The organism is Niallia sp. Sow4_A1, assembly GCF_052116745.1.
Classification (GTDB): domain Bacteria; phylum Bacillota; class Bacilli; order Bacillales; family Cytobacillaceae; genus Niallia; species Niallia hominis.
Genome location: NZ_JBQKKM010000057.1, coordinates 1 through 18,422 on the forward strand (window position 1 = coordinate 1; position 18,422 = coordinate 18,422).

An 18,422-nucleotide genomic window follows, 5' to 3' on the forward strand; every position below is an offset into this window, starting at 1 on the left:
ATAGGGAAGACCTCTTTTCTAGGATTGGTTGTGGTGACTTAATTCTACCAAGAGAAGGTCTTCCTTTTTACATGGAAATTTTCATTTACACAAAATATTTTATACTCTCTTTTTAGTAACAAATATGCAATTAATAAGTAGAATATTTTCATTTAATATGTTTATTAAAGATTTTGCTGAAATATCCGCACCTTCTACAAGATAGTTGTCCATACTTTTTTTAGACTTGTACATAGGATATTAGAGATTAACGTTGGAGGTGTGATAGATGTCTGGTAATAATTTTTATCATCAATGTTCTAGAGGTGTAGGAAGATGTGTTCGTATCCGTACTCATAGTGGAGAGATTCATACTGGAGTAATTGAAAGAGTTACACCAAATAAAGTCTATATTAGACCAATTGGAGGAAACAGAAGAAATTATGGTGGATTTGGATATGGGTATAGACGTGGTTATAGACCTGGCTGGGGTTGGGGCTGGGGCTGGGGAGCAGCAGCTGTAGGAGTTTCTTTAGGATTAATCGCTGCACTGGCTTTTATTCCTTTCTTTTAATCAAATTAAACAAGCAGAAAGAGGCTGTGACAAAAGCATTTCAACTAATAATAAACACGAACTTTTGTATAGTTAATATACATAAAAGTTCGTGTTTTTCAGTTTGAAAAAAGTTTAAAAACGAAGTGAAATGGAGCGGAGGACGCTCGACTCCTGCGGGAAATAGAGGAAAGGCTGAGAACCCGCAGCGCATGCGAGGAGGCTTAGCTTCCTCCCCGCGGAAAGCGAGCGTCTGTAGCGCAATGGAACGACTTAGTTTTTACACTTAACTATATTTAAAAACTTAGATAACCATCATGAGAAGTAGCTTTATTTAAGGGCTAAATTAGAGATTGTTCGTCTTTAAAGATTGGTTATTTAGTTTTGTCCCAGCCTCTTCCTACATAATAAACAAGTATATTATATTTTTTTTGCTAGCGCCCAAACAGGACAATCTCTAGACTCATATGATGCTTATGTGTATGAGGGAGGTGGAATAAATGAGTGGTGGCCCAGTAGCTGGTTTTGGTGGAGGATTTGCTCTACTAGTAGTGCTATTCATTTTATTAATAATTGTAGGTTCTAGTTACGTTGGTTTTGGATACTAAGAAAGATAGAAAAAGGAGTGTTTTATAAATGAGTTACGGTTTTGGTGGTTATGATTATAATTCTTGTGGATGTGGGTATGCTGCACCTATGGCAGCTCCAGTAGCATCTTGTGGTGGTTTTGGTAATGGATTTGTATTAATCGTTGTCTTATTCATTCTATTAATCATCGTTGGAGCAGCTTGGCTATAAGAAAGGAAAATAGTAGCTTTCTTAAGATTTTAGAAGCAAAATAATTGGATACATGGCAGTCTGAGTTTGAGCATGTAAGATACTCTCAGGCTGCCTATTAACAAAAAACCTCCAATTTATAAAGATACATGTCTTTGTAAGTAATGCTGGACAAGCCCATAATCCCAATTGATTCATTCAAAAATAGTTCGATTAATGATACAATGTTTTAAAGAAATGTTCGGAAAAAGTGGGGAGTTTTATATGATGATGAATAAAGCCCGTAGTATTCTAAAAGAATACTTTGGATATGATGATTTTAGAAAAGGACAGGATGAAATTATTCAGCTTTTATTAAATAAGGAGAACGTTGTAGGGATAATGCCAACTGGTGGAGGTAAATCCATTTGTTATCAAATACCTGCAATGCTTTTCCCAGGATTAACGGTTGTTATATCGCCATTGATTTCTTTAATGAAAGATCAGGTAGATGCACTAACGGAAGTTGGTATTCCCGCTACTTTCATCAATAGTACGTTACATAATGAAGAAGTGCAGGAAAGAGTTTATAATATAAAAAATGGACATTATAAATTACTATATATTGCACCAGAACGACTAGAAGCAGATTATTTTATGGATATATTAAAAGAAGTTACCATTTCATTTATTGCAGTGGATGAAGCGCACTGTATTTCACAATGGGGCCATGATTTTCGACCAAGCTATGCAAAAATTGGACACATGATCAATAAATTATCTGAAATGCCACTTGTAGCAGCGCTAACAGCTACAGCAACTCCTAAAGTTCATGAAGATATATGCCAATTATTAAATATACCATGGGAAAATACTGTTAAGACAGGCTTTGCCCGTGATAACTTGTCCTTTTCGATTATAAAAGGCCAAGACAAAGGGAAATTTCTTGAATCCTTCCTAAAGAAAAATAGAGAGGAGTCTGGCATTATCTATGCTTCAACAAGACAAGAGGTAGAAAAGCTCTATGACCGTTTATTGAAAAAGGGATATTCTGTTTCGAAATATCATGGAGGGATGAGTGATTTACAAAGGGAAACGGAGCAGCAAGCATTTATAAAAGATGATGTATCGATTATGATTGCGACAAATGCCTTTGGGATGGGCATTGATAAAAGTAATATAAGATATGTTATTCATTATCAGCTTCCCAAAAACATGGAGGGATATTATCAAGAGGCAGGAAGAGCGGGGCGTGACGGATTGCCGAGTAAGTGCATATTATTATATTCTGCACAAGATATTCGCATCCAAAGATTCTTGATTGATCAAACGATACATGATGCGGATAAACAAAAGCAAGACATCGATAAACTACAATCTATAATTAATTTTTGTCATACCGAAGATTGCTTGCAAGAATATATTTTACATTATTTTGGGGAAGAGCATACGGAAAAGTGTGGGCAATGTTCTAACTGTACGGATGAACGAAATGTTATTGACGTAACAGTCGATACCCAAAAGGTGCTGTCTTGCATGATTAGAATGGGAGAGCGATTTGGAAAGACAATGATTGCCCAAGTATTGACTGGTTCTAAAAATAAGAAATTAATGGATTTTCATTTAGATCGTATAAAAACGTACGGACTGATGAAGGAACAATCCGCAAAGGAAATCAGTGATTTTATTGAATTCTTAATTTCTGAACAATATATTGATGTAAGTTCAGGTGCAATGCCAATATTAAAGGTTTCCAAAAAGGGAAAAGAGGTACTTTTAGGTAGATTAACAGTCGAAAGAAAAGAACAAGTCGTCACAGTGAAAGTATCTGAAAATAACGCATTGTTTGAGTATCTTAGAGGTATAAGAAAACAGCTTGCTGAAGCAGAAAACGTTCCTCCTTTTGTTGTTTTTTCTGACCAAACGTTAAGGAATATATCAATGACAATGCCTGTAACACAGGAGGAGTTTAGTGAAATAAAAGGAATTGGCGATCATAAACTGCAAAAATATGGAGATATGATGATAGAACATATCAAAAAGTTTAAAAACGATCATCCTGATTTTACTACTGCAGTAAAAAGCGATCAATCATTGTTAGGAAAAAGGGAAAAACAAACCAAAAAAAGCGTGGGAAATTCCCACTTAGTAACGCTAGAATTATGGAATAGTGGATTATCATTAAAGGAAATTGCAAAAGAAAGAGATTTAAATATGCAAACAGTAGAAAATCATTTACTTCGATGTGGGGAAGAAGAGTTGGAGGTTGATTGGACTCATTTTCTTAAGCCAGAAGATCAAATGAAGATTGTTGATGTTATGCGGAAAGTTGGGACGGAAAAACTAAAACCGATTAAAGAAGAACTACCAGAAGAGATTAGCTATTTTATGATTAAAGTGGCCATCATGCTTGAAAGTCGCAAGCAACAGATTTTACATTAATTGAAAAAAGTCGATGACAAATTCACTAATTGTCATCGACTTTTTTATTTATAAGGTGTTTAATAAGGTTACATTTAATTTTTTTAAACAGGCTTGTAATTGCTGAACGGAAGGGAAAGTAGCTTGTGCTAAGATTTCGTTTCCGCCACCTTTGCCTTCGAATTCTTGGATAGTTTCCCGAAGAAGCTTCCCGCAATGAAAGGGAAACTCCCCATTATGCTGTAGTAGAAGTTTTTTGTCAATTTCTGAGCTGAAAAGAATGACAAGACTAGATTTTTGTAATATATATTTAGCTAGTGTTGATAAGTCCTTCATTGTTTTCTCTTCAAACTTAAGGGAGATAACTTTTTCGTTATGTTCTGCAAGAATTTGTTCTGCATGAAATGCATTATTTTCTGCTTTAAGTGTTTCTAATTCTCGATTGACAGCTTTTTTCTCTAATTCTAGCTTACTGATACGATCTTGAAGTTGCTGCTTATTCGTTTTAAAATGGTTGCTTAAATCATCTAATATCGAATGGGAAGTTTGATAGTCATCAATGGCTCTCCATCCACTTAGGAAGAACACTCTCGTCTGACCCCGATGTTTTTCTGTCTTCACTATTTTAAAGTTGCTTAATTCACCTGTTCTTTGTACATGTGTCCCAGCACAGGCAGAAAAATCAATTCTAGCTATTTCAACGATTCTTATAGCCCCTGTTACTTTTGGAAGCTTTCTTAAAGGGAATTTATTCACATCTTCATGTGTAGTAAAATATGTTTTGATTTCTAGATTTTTCATGATATATGTATTACAAATATGCTCAATCTTATCTATTTGCTCTGTATTTAATTCAGGTGTATCGACATCAATCGTCGTATAATCCTTCCCTAAATGAAAGCTAACTGTCGGAATATTGTATTGTTCTTCTAGTACAGCGGATAAAAGATGCTGTGCCGTATGCTGTTGCATATGGTCAAATCTTCTATTCCAATTTAATTCACATTCTACATGCGTATTTACTGGTTTTCTTTCAACGAGGTGATAAATTTGCTCGTTTTTAATCTGAACATCTAACACATCAATGCCATCTATTGTACCAGTGTCTGCTGGCTGGCCACCTCCTTCTGGATAAAAAGCAGTTTCTTTTAAAATCACAAAAAATTTATTTTCTGTTTCAATTACTTCTTCTATTTGGGTTGACCATTTTGTTTCATAGGGCATGGAATAATACAACTTTACTGACATCTGCGACTCCTTTTATCATCGTTTTCCCTTATTTTATCATAGTTGTTAGCTTTAAAAATAGAGTTGATAGAAATTTGTGTCTAGTTAAGTTAAAGCAATATTTTATTTGTGAATAAGGAATATGGGGGAGCTTGGCAAATAAGTAAGCATATTTGCCACTTGAAAATTACATTTCCATTCCGTATTTTGATAAATAGTTTCAAAGCGTTATGCTCGGAACATGTTATACAATAAATGAAAGCATCAATTAGTGCTGTTTAAACGACAAAAATATCTATTAATACATAAATAATGGAAGTAGTGGCAATAATAAAGAAAAAAGGGGGCACTCACATGTTTTTTAATCGGAAAGGTGCAGAAGAAAAACCAGAAGAAGTCTTGATGAGTATGGAAGTATATGCATGTAATTCATGCAATGGCTGGATGAGAAAGGATTTTGCTACAGATGATCTTCTTTGTCCATTGTGCGGAGATCAAACATCGGTGGAAATGAGAGAGCTTCCTCAAATCAGTAATTAATCTCTAAACTATCGATTGTTGTAACTTGCAATCAGTGCTGGTAATGCCCCACTGATTGCAGTTTGTTAAACCCCCATATTTCTATTCAAAGATAATAATAAATAGATTTGATAGAAGCTAATTATTGCTCCCTCTATTAATAATCTGACCATCCAATAATCCTAGTATAATATTAAAAGAATACCATATAGTCATTATTGTGACTAAATTGTGAATGATTTGTAGAAAAGTACTTTCTTATCTGTTTTATTTGATTTACAATCAAATAGAATGCAATCCTGAAGTAGCCTATTATCCTACTTTAGGGGTGTATTATTTTTTGGTATAGATTAGGAGGATTTTTTGTTGTATAACTCCATATTGATTTTTATTAGTATCCTAATCGTCTATATGGCATGCTATTCTTCCTTTGACTTATTTCAACTAGTGAAAAATGGGGAGAAAAATAGTAGATTTTTATTTTTAGCAAGCACGTTTACGATTGGGTTTGGATTTTGGATATTAAGTTTTATTGACATGATGATTAAGAACGTATATGCCACTGCCAACTATAATATTCCTATTACTATCTTATCGATGGTAGTCGGTATTTGTTTTAGCGGGATGGCGTTTTATGCGTTATTAGATAAGGAGAAAAAGAAAAGAAGAATTTATGTATCTGCATTCTTTTTTAGCTTATCTATATTATCGGTTTCTATTATTGGTTTTTATTCCATTGGCAGTAAAGTGTATTATCAACTTCCACAATTATTAGTAAGTTTTATTTTATTGTATGTTGGCTTTTTTATCTCCATTTGGCTTTCTTTTTACCCAGTACAGCTTTCTGTTTACTTAAAAAAGTGGATACGACCATTATGTAGCTTATTAATGACAGGTGTTTGTTTAATCAGCCATTTTATCCTGTTAACTAATATTAGCGCACCAGAAGTTGCCATTGCAAAGGATTCCTATGAAAGCAGTTTTATCATTTACATTGCATTATTTATCTCTGTGCTAGTTTTAGGCGGACTTATTGGAACAAGTACATTGATTGGTGAGCGTACAGATGTTGGGGCGATTAATGTGCGAGATATGCAGCATGCCCTGGATGAATCGGCGATTGTGGCATTTACTGATAATAACGGCATTATTACATATGTAAACGATAAATTTATAGAAGTGTCGAAATATAGTCGTGAAGAATTGCTTGGTCAAAATCATCGCATGGTTAATTCGGGTCATCATTCACCTGAATTCTTCCGTGAATTATGGAATACGATCAAGCAAGGACAAATCTGGAAAGGAGAACTGCTTAATAAAGCAAAGGACGGTACTCATTACTGGGTGGATACGGTGATTGTTCCGTTTTTAAATAAAGAAGGTACTCCTTATCAATATGTTGCCATTCGTAGGGACATAACAGAGCAAAAAAAGGTTCAGCACCAATTGGAAGAGTCTGTCCGTGAAGTGAGTGATATTACTTATGCATTAGAGCAATCGAGTATTATTGCATTTACAGACAAACGAGGGATTATTACAAATGTCAACTCAAAATTCTGTGAGATATCTGGCTATAGCAGAGAGGAACTAATTGGAAAAACACACCGTATCGTAAATTCAGGGTACCATTCTAAAGAGTTTTTCCGAAATGTTTGGCAAACAATTGGGAAAGGGGATATCTGGAAAGGGGAAATTAGAAATAAAAGAAAAGATGGTTCTTATTACTGGGTAGATACTACCATTGTCCCTTATTTAGATAAAAACAATAAACCTTACCAATATTTAGCGATAAGAAATGATATAACAGAAAAGAAGAGAACGGAAGATATTCTTCATCGACAAGATAAATTAGCAGCTGTAGGGCAGTTAGCTGCTGGCGTTGCACATGAAATTCGAAATCCACTAACATCTATTAAAGGGTATGCTGAATTTCTAAGCATGGATGAAACCGCAAAGGATAGACAGGAATACTTTGATATTATTTTAGAGGAGATCGAAAGGGTAAACTCAATAGTAGAAGAATTTATGCTTTTATCGAAGCCGACAGTTTCTGTATTAGAAAAGAAGCCATTACTCCCAATCATGGATAATGTCGTTTCCATTTTAGATTACCAGCTTCGGAAAAATAAAATTCAATTACATCGCTCCTATGAAAATCCAAATTTTTTCGTAGAATGTGATGAGAATAAATTAAAGCAAGTATTCTTGAATTTTATTAAAAACGCTGTAGAAGCAATGCCAAATGGTGGTTTCATCGAAATAATCGTGAAAAAAGAGAATGACAGCATTAGCATTGTCATTAAAGATAGCGGGATTGGTATGTCAAAAGAACAATTAAAGAAATTGGGCGAGCCATTTTTCACGACAAAAAAGGACGGAAACGGGCTAGGCTTAATGGTAAGCTTTAAAATCATTGAAAATTTAAATGGCAAAGTATATATAGAAAGCGAACTAGGAAAAGGGACAAGCTTCCATATCACTTTACCAGCAGTAGACTAAGATTATGCGAAACATCCATGAGCAGGGATAGTCTTCCATCACCTGCTCTTTGTAAGTTAAACCATTCGGAACTATTTGGGACAGAATAGCAAGGTAAATAAGCAAATAAACAGTGGGTAAAAAGGAAAAAGTGGCTAGAAGGGGACAATGCATACTACGATAATAGGCAGTTAGCCGTGAGAGACAAAATATTAAAAATTATATTATATTCAAACAGAGGTTAATTAATTCATTATTCTGACGATTCGTATTGTGATTGTTAATTGATTGTCATATAAGTAATCGAATTAACAACTCCCTGTTCTTTTTTTTGAGCTTTTTCATGTTAAGATTATACCGTTAGCTCAACTAGAGCTTTTTCGAGGAGGTATAAAAATGAAAAAGATTTTTTCTATTGTAACTTGTGCATCATTACTGACAACAGCTGCTCCGTTTGTTGGTGCGGAAGAAATCAAAGTAGAAAAAGGAGATACCCTTTGGTCCATTTCACAAAAGAAGAATGTTAGTGTTACAGATATAAAAAAATGGAATAACTTAAAAAGTGATCTCATCAAAGTCAACGAAACATTAATACTTCAAAAAGTGAAGAATTATAAAGTTAAAGCAGGAGATAATCTTTGGAAGATTTCTCAAAAATATAATACAACCGTTGAACAAATTAAGAGCTGGAATAAACTTAAAAGCGATACAATACATAAAGGTGACGTATTGATTGTTTCAAAAAGTAAAGTTTCAAAGGAAAGTGAAACAAAAACAGCTGCCCAAACTGTAAACAATACAGTAAAGACAAAGAATACGGTAAATACGGTAAAGGCTGAAAAGACAGAAAAAACAAATACTGATGCAAGCTCAAAAGAAATTACTGTAACTGCTACCGCTTATACAGCAGATTGTAATGGTTGTTCTGGTATAACAGCTACAGGTATAAATTTAAAAGATAATCCCAATAAAAAGGTTATATCCGTTGACCCTAACGTAATCCCACTTGGTTCTAAAGTATATGTTGAAGGGTATGGTACAGCAATCGCTGGTGATACTGGCGGTGCGATAAAAGGAAATAAAATCGATGTCCATGTCGCAACCACATCTGAAGCATTAAATTGGGGAAGAAAACAAGTATCTGTAAAAATTCTTGACTAAAAATATGCTGGGCATAACTAATTCAGCCAAAAGAAAAAAGCCAAACAATCATCCTTTCGTGTGATTGTTTGGCTTTTTAATTAGCTTATTAATGACTGTTTTCAGTTGTTATTAGCCGTAGTCATCACTAGATAGTGGGTGCTTAAAAAATATAAACCATCAAATGAAATGAGGATTAATTTATTTGGTGGCTAAACAACCATCAATAGCTAACAATTTTTTGCCTCATCCTTAAACGCTCATTAAGTCGTCTGAATACGAAAACACAACTTTATAGTATTTATTTATTCATTGTTTCATCCTTTTCTGAATGAAGAAAGAAGCGTTGGATTGGTTGTGCAATGCTTTTTACATTGTTTTCAATTTTTTCGGCTAAAAAATGAACCCTTTCAAACAGAATTTCCTTCATATGTTCTATTTGTCGACTCAGCCTATTTACATTACCATTTGTTTCTTCGATGTTTTCAATAATCGTTTTGTGAAAGATTTCTTGGATATCCAGCTTTTCCGATATGTTATGATAGCTCGACTCTGTTTCATCCAATTTCGTTTTCATATCAGTAGCAAGATCATTAAATTCATCCATTTTCTTAGCAATTAAGGAAATGTCTTGTTCCTGAAATGTTAACTGGTCAAATAAAGCAGTGTTGCGAAGTGATTCTTCGTTTATTATTTCTTTTTGTTCTTTGGATAGTGTTACAAGGGAAGCTAATTGCTCTTCAATTTTTGCTGTATCCTCATCTAATACAGCAAGTTTTGTTAATAGGTCCTTAGTTACCGAATCATTTAACTGCAATTTGGAATCAATTGCATTGATTTGCTTAAAATGCTTTTCCTGCTTTTCCAGAGACTCTTCCTGAAATTTCGTTACTAAAGTGGCTAAATATTCATTTTGAAGTTTTTGAGTTAATAAGTAATCTTGTAAATAATTTTGTTGAAAATGTGATTGATTATTTAAAGATTCTGCAGGAAGTTTTGGAAGATAGACCTTTGAGTTCGGGGGGATTTGGTCATTTATGGGCATTTTACTCCTCCTTTCATCCTTCTTTATCCTATTTAGATGAAGGAAAAAGGGTGCAGACTAAAATTAGTTTTAAACATAGAAGAAAATAGAAAACATCTACTTGGAATAAACGTTTTGGATCTGTAAATACTTTCTATTTTCTTCTACTATCATTACATAAAAGGAGGGAGCCCTTTACTTATTTCCGTTAATATTGATGTAATGGAGGCGATATCTTGATCGTCAATATTAAACGTTTGCCTAATCTTATTTTCTAAATCTTTACTAACTCTTCGTTTTCCGACTTCCACCAAGGCAATTAATGCGAAACTACAATTTAAAACGCGGGCAAAGTCTCTTTGGGTCATTTCATAATTTTTTCTGATAAATTTAATGATTTCTTTATTCATAGTCCACCTCATTTAATTAAATAAAAAGTATAAATAAGAAAGACGAAAAGAAGAATATATTAATGCAAGATACGTGCATTATAGATGATAATGAAGAAAATGTAAATATATTAAGCTAGTAAAATAGATTGTTTATGAAAAAGGACGGATAAAAATATACAAATAACGAATAATTTAGAAAATTTGTTTAAATCGACTAAATTTATTTGTTTTTATTATATAATTAATCCAATGACATATAAAAATATAGCAATTAATATGATGTAATAACATGATATGTGATAAAAAGTAACACCGAGATATTAAAAAACTTACTATTGGAGGAATGTCGATGTCTTCCGATCATTATTCTGTTATTGATTCTGTCAGTAATAAGAAGAATCAAGGGTATTTGGCTACAATCGTTAAGGTAGAAGGTTCAGCCTATCGTAAAGAAGGCACAATGATGTTTATTTCGGATAAAGGTATGGAGAAAGGCTTGCTTAGCGGTGGATGTGTTGAGGAGGATTTACTTGCTAGGATTGACATGCAAAAATATGCTGAACCATTTCTGATGGAATACGATTTACGCTCTGAAGATGATTTATCTTGGGGGCAAGGTGTCGGCTGTGATGGGAAAATTTATATTATGGTAGAGCCGGTTACTATGGAAACAAGACAAATTTTTCAAAAAATACAGCACCATTTAAATAATGGCGAAAATGTAGAACTTATTAAAAAATTTAATCAATTAAATAAACAGATGGAAAATAAGATAAGTGTTGAAGCAAAAAAGGAGTATCCAAATGGAACATCCTTTATCTCAGAATTCATATGCTCTCCTAGTGACATGATTTCATTCACTCAATCATTCGAGCCTCAGCCCAAATTAATCCTATATGGAGCGGGACCAGATGCAAAGCCCGTTGTGCATTTTGCTAGTAAAGCAGGATTTTATGTCATTTTAGCAGATTGGCGACAAAGCTATTGTAAGAAAGAGAATATTCCATATGCCAAAGAATATATTATTGGCTCGCCAACGGAAGTAATGGAAGCAATAAACCCCACAGAAAATGATTATGTTCTTACAATGACGCATAGCTTTATGAAGGATCAAGAAATAGTCGATTACTTCCAAGCTAGAAAGACAAAGTACTTAGGCCTCCTTGGATCCAAAAAAAGGTCGGAAAGATTATTAGCTGGAAAAAAGGATAAAGACTGGATTCGTTATCCAGTTGGTTTGGCTATACATTCAGAAAGTCCGGAAGAAATTGCGATTAGTATTGTAGCGGAATTAATTCAGCTGAAAAATACGAAAAAGTCTGAAGCAATGGTTAAGCAATGATTACAGCGATCTATTTGGCTGCTGGGAAGAGCAGTAGGATGGGAGAACATAAATTATCGCTAACCCTCGGGCAGAATACGATTGGTAATGCAGCTTTATCCGAATTATTAGCCGCTTCTTTTATTGATTATTCCTTAGTCATTGTTCAACCAGATGACACTTTAGATTGGATATCACTAGAAAATAAAAATCAACTATTCGGAAAAAAAGGGGAAATTATTAGGTGCAAAGAGGCTGATCTAGGGCAATCTTATTCTTTAAAGGCTGGATTTGCGGCTGCAGTAGAAAGAAAGTCTGATAAAATCCTTGTATGCTTAGCAGATCAGCCGTTTGTGACAGCAAATATGTTAAGCAAACTAGTAAAAATCAATTTAAAACCACCAGAAGAATATGTGGCAAGCATGTATAATGGAGTAATAATGCCTCCAATTTTATTCCATCCAAATGTATATGAAAATATAAAACCATTAAAAGGAGATTGGGGAGCTAGAAAACTATTAAACAATGGAGCACTGCAAGGGAAAAAGATTGAATTTTCAGAAGAAATATATTTTATCGATATAGATACAAAAAGCGATTATGAAAAAGCGCTAGCAAGGAGGGAACAAGATGAAAATATCTGCCGAAACGTATCCAACTTCAGTCGAGATACCTAACAATTTATCTGACATTCAGAATTTAATTGTCCAACATAATACGATTATTTCTGGTGGAACTATTCTCCAAATTAATTGGGAAGCTGGTGTAGAAAAACCAAAACATCTAATAAGCACAGAGAAATTGCCAGAATTAAAAGGAATAGAAGAAGTCCGTTTGGATGGACAGTTATACATGAGAATTGGTGCAGCTATGACCATCTCTGACTGCTTGAATAACTCATTTGTTCGAAAAAATGCTTCTATTCTTGCAGAAGCTTGTGAAAAGATAGCCGCTCCTGCAGTGCGTAACAGAGGAACAATCGGTGGCAATATTTGTAGCAAAATTGGTGATACGATACCGGTTTTATTGGTTTTAGAGGCACAATTATCCTTTTACAATGGCGAACAGGAAAAGATGATTTCTTTAAGAAAATGGCTCGCAAAACCAACTCCTCCATCATCTGAATTATTAACAAATATTTTTATTCCAATCATTAATGCACAAAATTACTCCTTCTTTAAAAAAATTGGCAGACGAGAAACCTTTACTGCAGCTATTATTTCTGTTGCAGGATATCTAGAGTATGAAGAATCCAACATTAAAGCAGCAAAGCTATCAATAGGCGGAGGCGCACATCTCCCTTGTCGACTTACTTTAGCAGAAGAAGAGCTTAATAAAGGAATGAAAGAGATTGATTGGTCATGTTTATATAAAAAGATTCAAGATGATTTTTCATCCTATACCGATCCCTTTGTAACAGCAGACTATCGTAAAAAAGTTGCAGCAAACCTATTTCTTGCAACTATAAAAGATTTTGTTAAAAAGCAAAGAAAGGAGTAATTTTATGGTTCTTGATATAACTAGCGCAGGCGCAAGATGGAAAATTCGCCGAGATGGTGCACCTAAAGTAACTGGGGAACTTAAGTATCTAACAGATATGAGTTTTCCGCAAATGCTATATGGGACAGTGCTAAGAAGTGAACATCCACATGCGAAAATTGTATCGATTGATACAGGAGAAGCTGAATTACTTCCTGGTGTTGCAGCTGTAATTACACATAAGGATGTCCCAGGCTTAAATGGCTTCGGAATTGTCATACAAGATCAACCAGTCTTATGTGAGGACAGAGTGAGGTATGTGGGTGATGCTATTGCAGCAGTGGCCGCCGAAACAAAAGAAATTGCAGAAAAGGCAATCTCCTTAATTAAAGTTAAGTATAGTCCGTTACAACCTGTTACAGATCCAGAAATTGCTTTGACGGAATCTTCTATAAAGTTACATAAAGATGGTAATCTCCTTCACAAGGCTGCTTTTAGAAAGGGAGAAACGACAATAGAGGACATATTTAATGAGTGTGAATTCCTTATAGAAGAAACATATCATACACCAAGGCAAATGCATGCATATATGGAAACAGAAGGAGGGGTAGCAGTTCCAGATGACGATGGCGGAATAACTGTATATGCTCCAACGCAGCATGGTTTTAAAGATCAATTACAGCTTTCTAGAATTCTAGGGATGGAACCTGAAAAAATCCGCATCATTTCAAGTCCGATTGGAGGGTCATTTGGAGGCAAGGATGAACTGAACATTCAGCCGTATATTAGTATCTTATCCTTAAAAACGAAGCGACCAGTAAAGATTCATCAATCTAGAAGAGTTTCTATAAAAGCTGGCTTAAAAAGGCATCCAATGAAAATTCAGATGAAAACAGGAACGGATAAAGCAGGAAAACTACTTGCACATCAGGTGAAAATCATTGCGGACACAGGTGCTTATGCTACATTAGGTCCTGCTGTACTTGATTTTGCTGTAGAGCATAGTGCTGGCCCCTACCGTATCGAGAATATAGATGTAAAGGGTTATTCTGTTTATACAAATAACGGTGTGGCAGGTGAATTTAGAGGATTTGGCGGAAATCAAATCACCTTTGCCCTAGAAACACAGATAGAGCGCTTAGCAGAAAAAATCGGAATATCCTCAACAGAATTGCGCATAAAAAACTTGCGGCAAACAGATGATCCTGGACCTGTTGAACAGCCGATAGTTCCTACTGACGGAGCACATGCAGTTCTTACAGAAATCATCAAATCACCCATTCTTCAAAAGAATGAAGAATGGCAATCTTTGAGTGACTGGAAGCTTAAAGGGACGGGATATAGCATCACAATGCACGGGGGAGGACTTGGTTATGGTAGACCAGACCCATCTGGTGCTCGCATATCCCTAAATAAAGAGGGGAGATTAGAGGTTTCCTTTGGTTTTGAGGAATGTGGGCAAGGATTAATTCCAACAATTGATATGATCATGACTGAAACATTTAACTGTGACACAAATGATGTAGAAATAATCATTGGAGATACCGCAAAAGTGCCTCATTCCGGATCATCGACAGCATCTAGAGCGACAAATATGGTATGGCTAGGTGTAAATAAATTAAAAACTCCTTTTATAGAAAAAATACTTACTGCTGCTGGAAAACAAACGAATGCACCGATTAAGAATCTTAGCCTTGGCAAAAGAGGAATTTGGCTGAGTGAAGAAAATAAGGAAGCCCAGCTGTTATTGACCTATAAAGAATTGGCAACATCTCTTGAAGAGCTTCCATCTGTTACTACTAGCTATCATTTTCCAACTACTCCCCATTCCATTGATGGAGGACATTTTTTATATACATTTGCAGGTGTAGCAGTAGAAGTTGAGGTAGAAGTTTTAACAGGGAGAGTAAAGGTAGTAAAAATGGACCATGTCATTTCAGCAGGCCCGGTTGTAAATCCGATGGGCTATTTAGGCCAGATTGAAGGCGGTGCTAATATGGGATTAGGCTTTACGCTTATGGAAGACGCTGTTATGGAAAATGGCCGCTATATGACAGAAAACCTTGATACTTATTTGATTCCGACTATATTAGATATTCCAAAAGAAACCAATGTTTTTGCAATGGAAGACTTAGTTAGTGGTGATATATATGGACCAAGAGGAGTAGGAGAAATTGGTACTGTTGCAGTTGCGCCAGCGATTGTTTCCGCGATTCATGATGCTACTGGAATTTGGCTGAATAAGCTGCCGGTTCAATCAGAGATGATTTTGAAAGAGATTAACATAGAATATTAACGAAATAGGAGGAGTGTAATGGAAAGCAAAAAGGTAATAGAAAGAGTAACACGCTTTAAAGTCAACGGAAAACAACAAGAACTATCACTCTCTCCAACGTCTCGTCTAGTCGATATTGTTCGAGATTCTTTATCTCTGACAGGAACGAAAATAGCTTGTGAGGTAGGAAGATGTGGAGCATGTTCTGTCATTATGAATGGAAAATTGGTGAACTCCTGTTTAATCATGGCATATCAAATAGAGGATGCAGAGATTTTTACGATTGAAAGTTTAGCAGAAGAGAAACTTCATCCAATTCAAGAGGCATTTTTGCAGGCAGGGGCACTTCAATGTGGATATTGTACCCCGGGTATGGTTATAGCTTTAAAAGCTTTGCTTGATGACAAGGAACAACCAACTAAAGAAGAAGTGCTAACAGCATTATCTGGTAATCTATGTCGGTGCACAGGCTATGAAGGGATTTTGCGGGCAGTCGATCTTTTAACACAAAAAGATTAATCAAGCCTAAACGGAAGGAATGAGGATATGTATTCGATAGAAGAAATCAATGAAATGAATCGACAAGAGTTTATAGAAAAAATCGGTTGGATATTTGAGCATAGTCCTTGGATTGCCAATAAGACTTGGGATTATCACCCCTTTCCCAGTCTACAAGTACTCTACCAATTGATGGTACAGGCAGTAACAGAGGCTCCTATTGGAGATCAATTGGACTTAATTCGAGCACATCCTGATTTAGGAGGAAAGCTGAAAATGACGGATTCATCTGTAAAAGAGCAAAAAGGAGCTGGACTTGATGCACTTTCAGAAAAAGAATATCAGGAATTTGCAGCATTAAATAAAGCATATTCCGAAAAATTTGGCTTTCCATTTATATTAGCAGTAAAGGGACATACAAAGGACAGCATCTATAAAGCGATGAAGGACAGATTAAATCATTCAAAAGAGCAAGAATTTCAAACAGCCTTAACGCAAATATTTGCCATTTCGAAATTCCGATTAAATGATATCGTGAAACTAGAGACAAAAGGACAAGGTGCATAAATATGAAAACTGGAATCACAACTCATGTATTGGATGTAACACAAGGAAAACCAGGAGCATCAATAAAAGTAGAATTATGGAAATTAACAGATTCAGCTAGAAGTTTTATTTCAAAGGGAATAACCAATGAGGATGGCAGAGTAGATACTATATTATTAGAGAAAGTGGATAACGGAGAATATGAATTAGTATTTTTTGTAAAAGAATACTTTCAAAGATTAGAAGTGAAAAACAACTTTTTAACGACAATCCCTATTCGTTTTTATACAGACGAAACACAAAAGCATTATCACATTCCTTTATTATTATCTGGTTGGGGATATCAGACATATCGAGGGAGCTGAAGCATTTTGAGTGAATTTGATTTAGTAATTAAAAATGGAATAATTGTTAATGAGGAGAAATTATCAAAAGCAGACGTCTTGATAAAAGATGGGAAAATAGTAGATATAGGATTACATATCAAGGAAACTAAAGCAAAACAAATCATTGATGCAGAAGGCTTATATTTGTTTCCTGGTATTATTGATTCACATGTGCATTTTAATGAGCCAGGAAGAAGTGAGTGGGAAGGATTGGAAACCGGTAGTAAAAGCTTAGCTGCTGGCGGCGCAACATTATTCTTTGATATGCCGTTAAACAGTCATCCACCAACAACATCAGAACAAGCATTTCATCTAAAGAATGGGTTGGCCAAAGAAAAATCAGTGATTGATTATCGGTTATGGGGCGGAGTTGTACCTGGTAATCTAGATGAACTAGAAAAGCTATTGCAATGTGGAGTAATTGGCTTTAAAGCGTTTATGTCCAATAGCGGAATCGATGACTTTCAAAGTGCTGATGATCGCACACTTTTACAGGCGATGAAAAAAATAGCAGAATTACATAGTATTTTAGCTGTCCATGCGGAAAGTGATACGATTACAGAGTTTTTAGGAAAGGAGATTAATAGGGAAAGTGACCATATAGCATTAGCTTTTTCGAATGCTCGACCGATTTTTTCAGAAATAGAAGCAGTCCAACGTATCATTGCTTATGCAGAGGCAACGAAATGTAGGCTGCATATTGTTCATATCAGCAGCGCAGATGTTCTAGAGCCAATTTTAGCAGCAAAACGAAGAGGGCTTGATATAAGTGTGGAAACCTGTCCACACTACTTATCTTTAACAATGGATGACTTAGAGAAGCTAGGAGCAGCTGCAAAATGTGCACCACCATTACGGTCAAAGCAGGAAGTAGATAATCTTTGGGAGGCTATAAGAAAGGGAGAGATTGATGTAATTGGCTCTGATCACTCCCCATCTTTGCCCTCTATGAAAATGGGAAATCTTCTCGAAGCATGGGGAGGTATTTCAGGGTGTCAAACAACGCTTTCTGTGTTACTAGAAGAAGGATATTGGCAAAGAGGAATTCCGTTAGAAATGATTTCAAAAATTACAAGTACTAATCCTGCAAGACGCTTTGGTCTCTATCCAAATAAAGGAAGCATTCTGAAAGGATATGATGCTGATATAGCAATAGTGGATGTAAATGAAAAGTTTATCTTGAAAAAGGAAGATTTATATTACAAAAATAAAATTAGCCCTTATATCGGAAAGACATATAGAGGCAGAGTAAAAGCGACCATAAGTAGGGGAGAACTCATTTATTCTCATTTTTCTGACAGCAACAAAATGACCACATAAATCCATTTGCTACTTAATCAATTAAACTTTATAAGTGTAGGTAGAGAGTAATTATTTTCATAGAAAAGAAAAGCAACCTAAAAAAAGCATTGGAAATATTCCGATGCT

General features: G+C 35.1%; 18 protein-coding genes. 15 read left to right on the top strand and 3 right to left on the bottom strand.

Annotated elements, in window-relative coordinates; all coding sequences use genetic code 11:
• Positions 1-268 precede the first annotated feature (268 nt).
• From ACTQ5K_RS21965 to recQ, 4 genes are all read left to right on the top strand, one after another.
• Positions 269-553 (top strand): hypothetical protein, encoded by a 285-nt coding sequence (locus ACTQ5K_RS21965; RefSeq protein ID WP_031536554.1) that lies wholly within the window; start codon positions 269-271, stop codon positions 551-553.
• A gap of 479 nt (positions 554-1,032) precedes the next feature.
• Complete coding sequence (locus ACTQ5K_RS21970; RefSeq protein WP_081836584.1) at positions 1,033-1,140, top strand: YjcZ family sporulation protein; 108 nt, start codon at positions 1,033-1,035, stop codon at positions 1,138-1,140.
• Positions 1,141-1,228: 88 nt separating this feature from the next.
• Positions 1,229-1,330 carry a YjcZ family sporulation protein gene (locus ACTQ5K_RS21975; RefSeq protein ID WP_192840926.1) on the top strand — a complete coding sequence of 34 codons (102 nt, stop codon included), beginning with the start codon at positions 1,229-1,231 and terminating at the stop codon, positions 1,328-1,330.
• A gap of 246 nt (positions 1,331-1,576) precedes the next feature.
• Positions 1,577-3,730: a DNA helicase RecQ gene (gene recQ, locus ACTQ5K_RS21980; protein WP_235251596.1), complete on the top strand. Its 2,154-nt coding sequence runs from the start codon at positions 1,577-1,579 to the stop codon at positions 3,728-3,730.
• Positions 3,731-3,778: 48 nt separating this feature from the next.
• On the opposite strand, the gene ACTQ5K_RS21985 is transcribed toward recQ, so the two are convergent.
• Positions 3,779-4,957: an alanyl-tRNA editing protein gene (locus ACTQ5K_RS21985; protein WP_048717118.1), complete on the bottom strand. Its 1,179-nt coding sequence runs from the start codon at positions 4,955-4,957 to the stop codon at positions 3,779-3,781.
• A gap of 333 nt (positions 4,958-5,290) precedes the next feature.
• Between ACTQ5K_RS21985 and ACTQ5K_RS21990 the strand changes: the two genes are divergently transcribed.
• The 3 genes from ACTQ5K_RS21990 (at position 5,291) to ACTQ5K_RS22000 (ending at position 9,094) form a co-directional block, all read left to right on the top strand.
• Positions 5,291-5,476 carry a cold-inducible protein YdjO-related protein gene (locus ACTQ5K_RS21990; protein WP_031536551.1) on the top strand — a complete coding sequence of 62 codons (186 nt, stop codon included), beginning with the start codon at positions 5,291-5,293 and terminating at the stop codon, positions 5,474-5,476.
• Positions 5,477-5,821: 345 nt separating this feature from the next.
• Positions 5,822-7,954: a PAS domain S-box protein gene (locus ACTQ5K_RS21995; RefSeq protein WP_231512527.1), complete on the top strand. Its 2,133-nt coding sequence runs from the start codon at positions 5,822-5,824 to the stop codon at positions 7,952-7,954.
• A 375-nt stretch (positions 7,955-8,329) separates the two neighbouring features.
• Positions 8,330-9,094, top strand: a complete 765-nt coding sequence (locus tag ACTQ5K_RS22000; RefSeq protein ID WP_349204559.1) for a 3D domain-containing protein — start codon at positions 8,330-8,332, stop codon at positions 9,092-9,094.
• Positions 9,095-9,374: 280 nt separating this feature from the next.
• Here ACTQ5K_RS22000 and ACTQ5K_RS22005 read toward each other — a convergent pair whose 3' ends face one another.
• Together ACTQ5K_RS22005 and ACTQ5K_RS22010 are read right to left on the bottom strand one after the other, a co-directional pair.
• Positions 9,375-10,118, bottom strand: a complete 744-nt coding sequence (locus ACTQ5K_RS22005; protein WP_031536548.1) for a hypothetical protein — start codon at positions 10,116-10,118, stop codon at positions 9,375-9,377.
• Between the two features lie 152 nt (positions 10,119-10,270).
• Positions 10,271-10,507 carry a helix-turn-helix transcriptional regulator gene (locus ACTQ5K_RS22010; RefSeq protein WP_031536547.1) on the bottom strand — a complete coding sequence of 79 codons (237 nt, stop codon included), beginning with the start codon at positions 10,505-10,507 and terminating at the stop codon, positions 10,271-10,273.
• Positions 10,508-10,838: 331 nt separating this feature from the next.
• On the opposite strand from ACTQ5K_RS22010, the gene ACTQ5K_RS22015 reads away from it, so the two are divergent.
• Genes ACTQ5K_RS22015 through ACTQ5K_RS22050 form a run of 8 tightly spaced genes read left to right on the top strand, consistent with a single transcriptional unit; the run spans position 10,839 to position 18,314 of the window.
• Positions 10,839-11,831 carry an XdhC family protein gene (locus tag ACTQ5K_RS22015; RefSeq protein WP_031536545.1) on the top strand — a complete coding sequence of 331 codons (993 nt, stop codon included), beginning with the start codon at positions 10,839-10,841 and terminating at the stop codon, positions 11,829-11,831.
• Entirely contained in the window at positions 11,828-12,487 is a 660-nt protein-coding gene (locus tag ACTQ5K_RS22020; protein ID WP_065429054.1) for an NTP transferase domain-containing protein, read from the top strand. The genes ACTQ5K_RS22015 and ACTQ5K_RS22020 overlap by 4 nt, the downstream gene beginning before the upstream one ends.
• A complete protein-coding gene (locus ACTQ5K_RS22025) occupies positions 12,441-13,310 on the top strand; it encodes an FAD binding domain-containing protein (protein ID WP_441994294.1) in 870 nt (289 codons plus the stop codon). The genes ACTQ5K_RS22020 and ACTQ5K_RS22025 overlap by 47 nt, the downstream gene beginning before the upstream one ends.
• A gap of 4 nt (positions 13,311-13,314) precedes the next feature.
• On the top strand, positions 13,315-15,585 hold the full coding sequence (gene pucD, locus ACTQ5K_RS22030) for a xanthine dehydrogenase subunit D (RefSeq protein ID WP_235251586.1): 2,271 nt from the start codon (positions 13,315-13,317) through the stop codon (positions 15,583-15,585).
• Between the two features lie 18 nt (positions 15,586-15,603).
• Positions 15,604-16,083, top strand: coding sequence for a (2Fe-2S)-binding protein (locus ACTQ5K_RS22035; RefSeq protein ID WP_235251587.1), 480 nt, complete (start codon positions 15,604-15,606; stop codon positions 16,081-16,083).
• A 27-nt stretch (positions 16,084-16,110) separates the two neighbouring features.
• Positions 16,111-16,629, top strand: a complete 519-nt coding sequence (gene uraD, locus ACTQ5K_RS22040; RefSeq protein ID WP_235251588.1) for a 2-oxo-4-hydroxy-4-carboxy-5-ureidoimidazoline decarboxylase — start codon at positions 16,111-16,113, stop codon at positions 16,627-16,629.
• Positions 16,630-16,631: 2 nt separating this feature from the next.
• Complete coding sequence (uraH, locus tag ACTQ5K_RS22045) at positions 16,632-16,973, top strand: hydroxyisourate hydrolase (RefSeq protein ID WP_031536537.1); 342 nt, start codon at positions 16,632-16,634, stop codon at positions 16,971-16,973.
• Between the two features lie 6 nt (positions 16,974-16,979).
• On the top strand, positions 16,980-18,314 hold the full coding sequence (locus ACTQ5K_RS22050; protein ID WP_031536536.1) for an allantoinase: 1,335 nt from the start codon (positions 16,980-16,982) through the stop codon (positions 18,312-18,314).
• Positions 18,315-18,422: the final 108 nt, after the last annotated feature.

Coding starts and splice junctions, on each gene's coding strand:
- uraD (WP_235251588.1), top strand. CDS start 16,111: ATGTATTCGATAGAAGAAATCAATGAAATGAATCGACAAGAGTTTATA.
- ACTQ5K_RS22020 (WP_065429054.1), top strand. CDS start 11,828: ATGATTACAGCGATCTATTTGGCTGCTGGGAAGAGCAGTAGGATGGGA.
- ACTQ5K_RS21975 (WP_192840926.1), top strand. CDS start 1,229: ATGGCAGCTCCAGTAGCATCTTGTGGTGGTTTTGGTAATGGATTTGTA.
- recQ (WP_235251596.1), top strand. CDS start 1,577: ATGATGAATAAAGCCCGTAGTATTCTAAAAGAATACTTTGGATATGAT.
- ACTQ5K_RS21965 (WP_031536554.1), top strand. CDS start 269: ATGTCTGGTAATAATTTTTATCATCAATGTTCTAGAGGTGTAGGAAGA.
- ACTQ5K_RS22010 (WP_031536547.1), bottom strand. CDS start 10,507: ATGAATAAAGAAATCATTAAATTTATCAGAAAAAATTATGAAATGACC.
- ACTQ5K_RS22035 (WP_235251587.1), top strand. CDS start 15,604: ATGGAAAGCAAAAAGGTAATAGAAAGAGTAACACGCTTTAAAGTCAAC.
- ACTQ5K_RS21985 (WP_048717118.1), bottom strand. CDS start 4,957: ATGTCAGTAAAGTTGTATTATTCCATGCCCTATGAAACAAAATGGTCA.
- ACTQ5K_RS22015 (WP_031536545.1), top strand. CDS start 10,839: ATGTCTTCCGATCATTATTCTGTTATTGATTCTGTCAGTAATAAGAAG.
- ACTQ5K_RS21990 (WP_031536551.1), top strand. CDS start 5,291: ATGTTTTTTAATCGGAAAGGTGCAGAAGAAAAACCAGAAGAAGTCTTG.
- ACTQ5K_RS21970 (WP_081836584.1), top strand. CDS start 1,033: ATGAGTGGTGGCCCAGTAGCTGGTTTTGGTGGAGGATTTGCTCTACTA.
- ACTQ5K_RS22005 (WP_031536548.1), bottom strand. CDS start 10,118: ATGCCCATAAATGACCAAATCCCCCCGAACTCAAAGGTCTATCTTCCA.
- pucD (WP_235251586.1), top strand. CDS start 13,315: ATGGTTCTTGATATAACTAGCGCAGGCGCAAGATGGAAAATTCGCCGA.
- ACTQ5K_RS22025 (WP_441994294.1), top strand. CDS start 12,441: ATGAAAATATCTGCCGAAACGTATCCAACTTCAGTCGAGATACCTAAC.
- uraH (WP_031536537.1), top strand. CDS start 16,632: ATGAAAACTGGAATCACAACTCATGTATTGGATGTAACACAAGGAAAA.
- ACTQ5K_RS22000 (WP_349204559.1), top strand. CDS start 8,330: ATGAAAAAGATTTTTTCTATTGTAACTTGTGCATCATTACTGACAACA.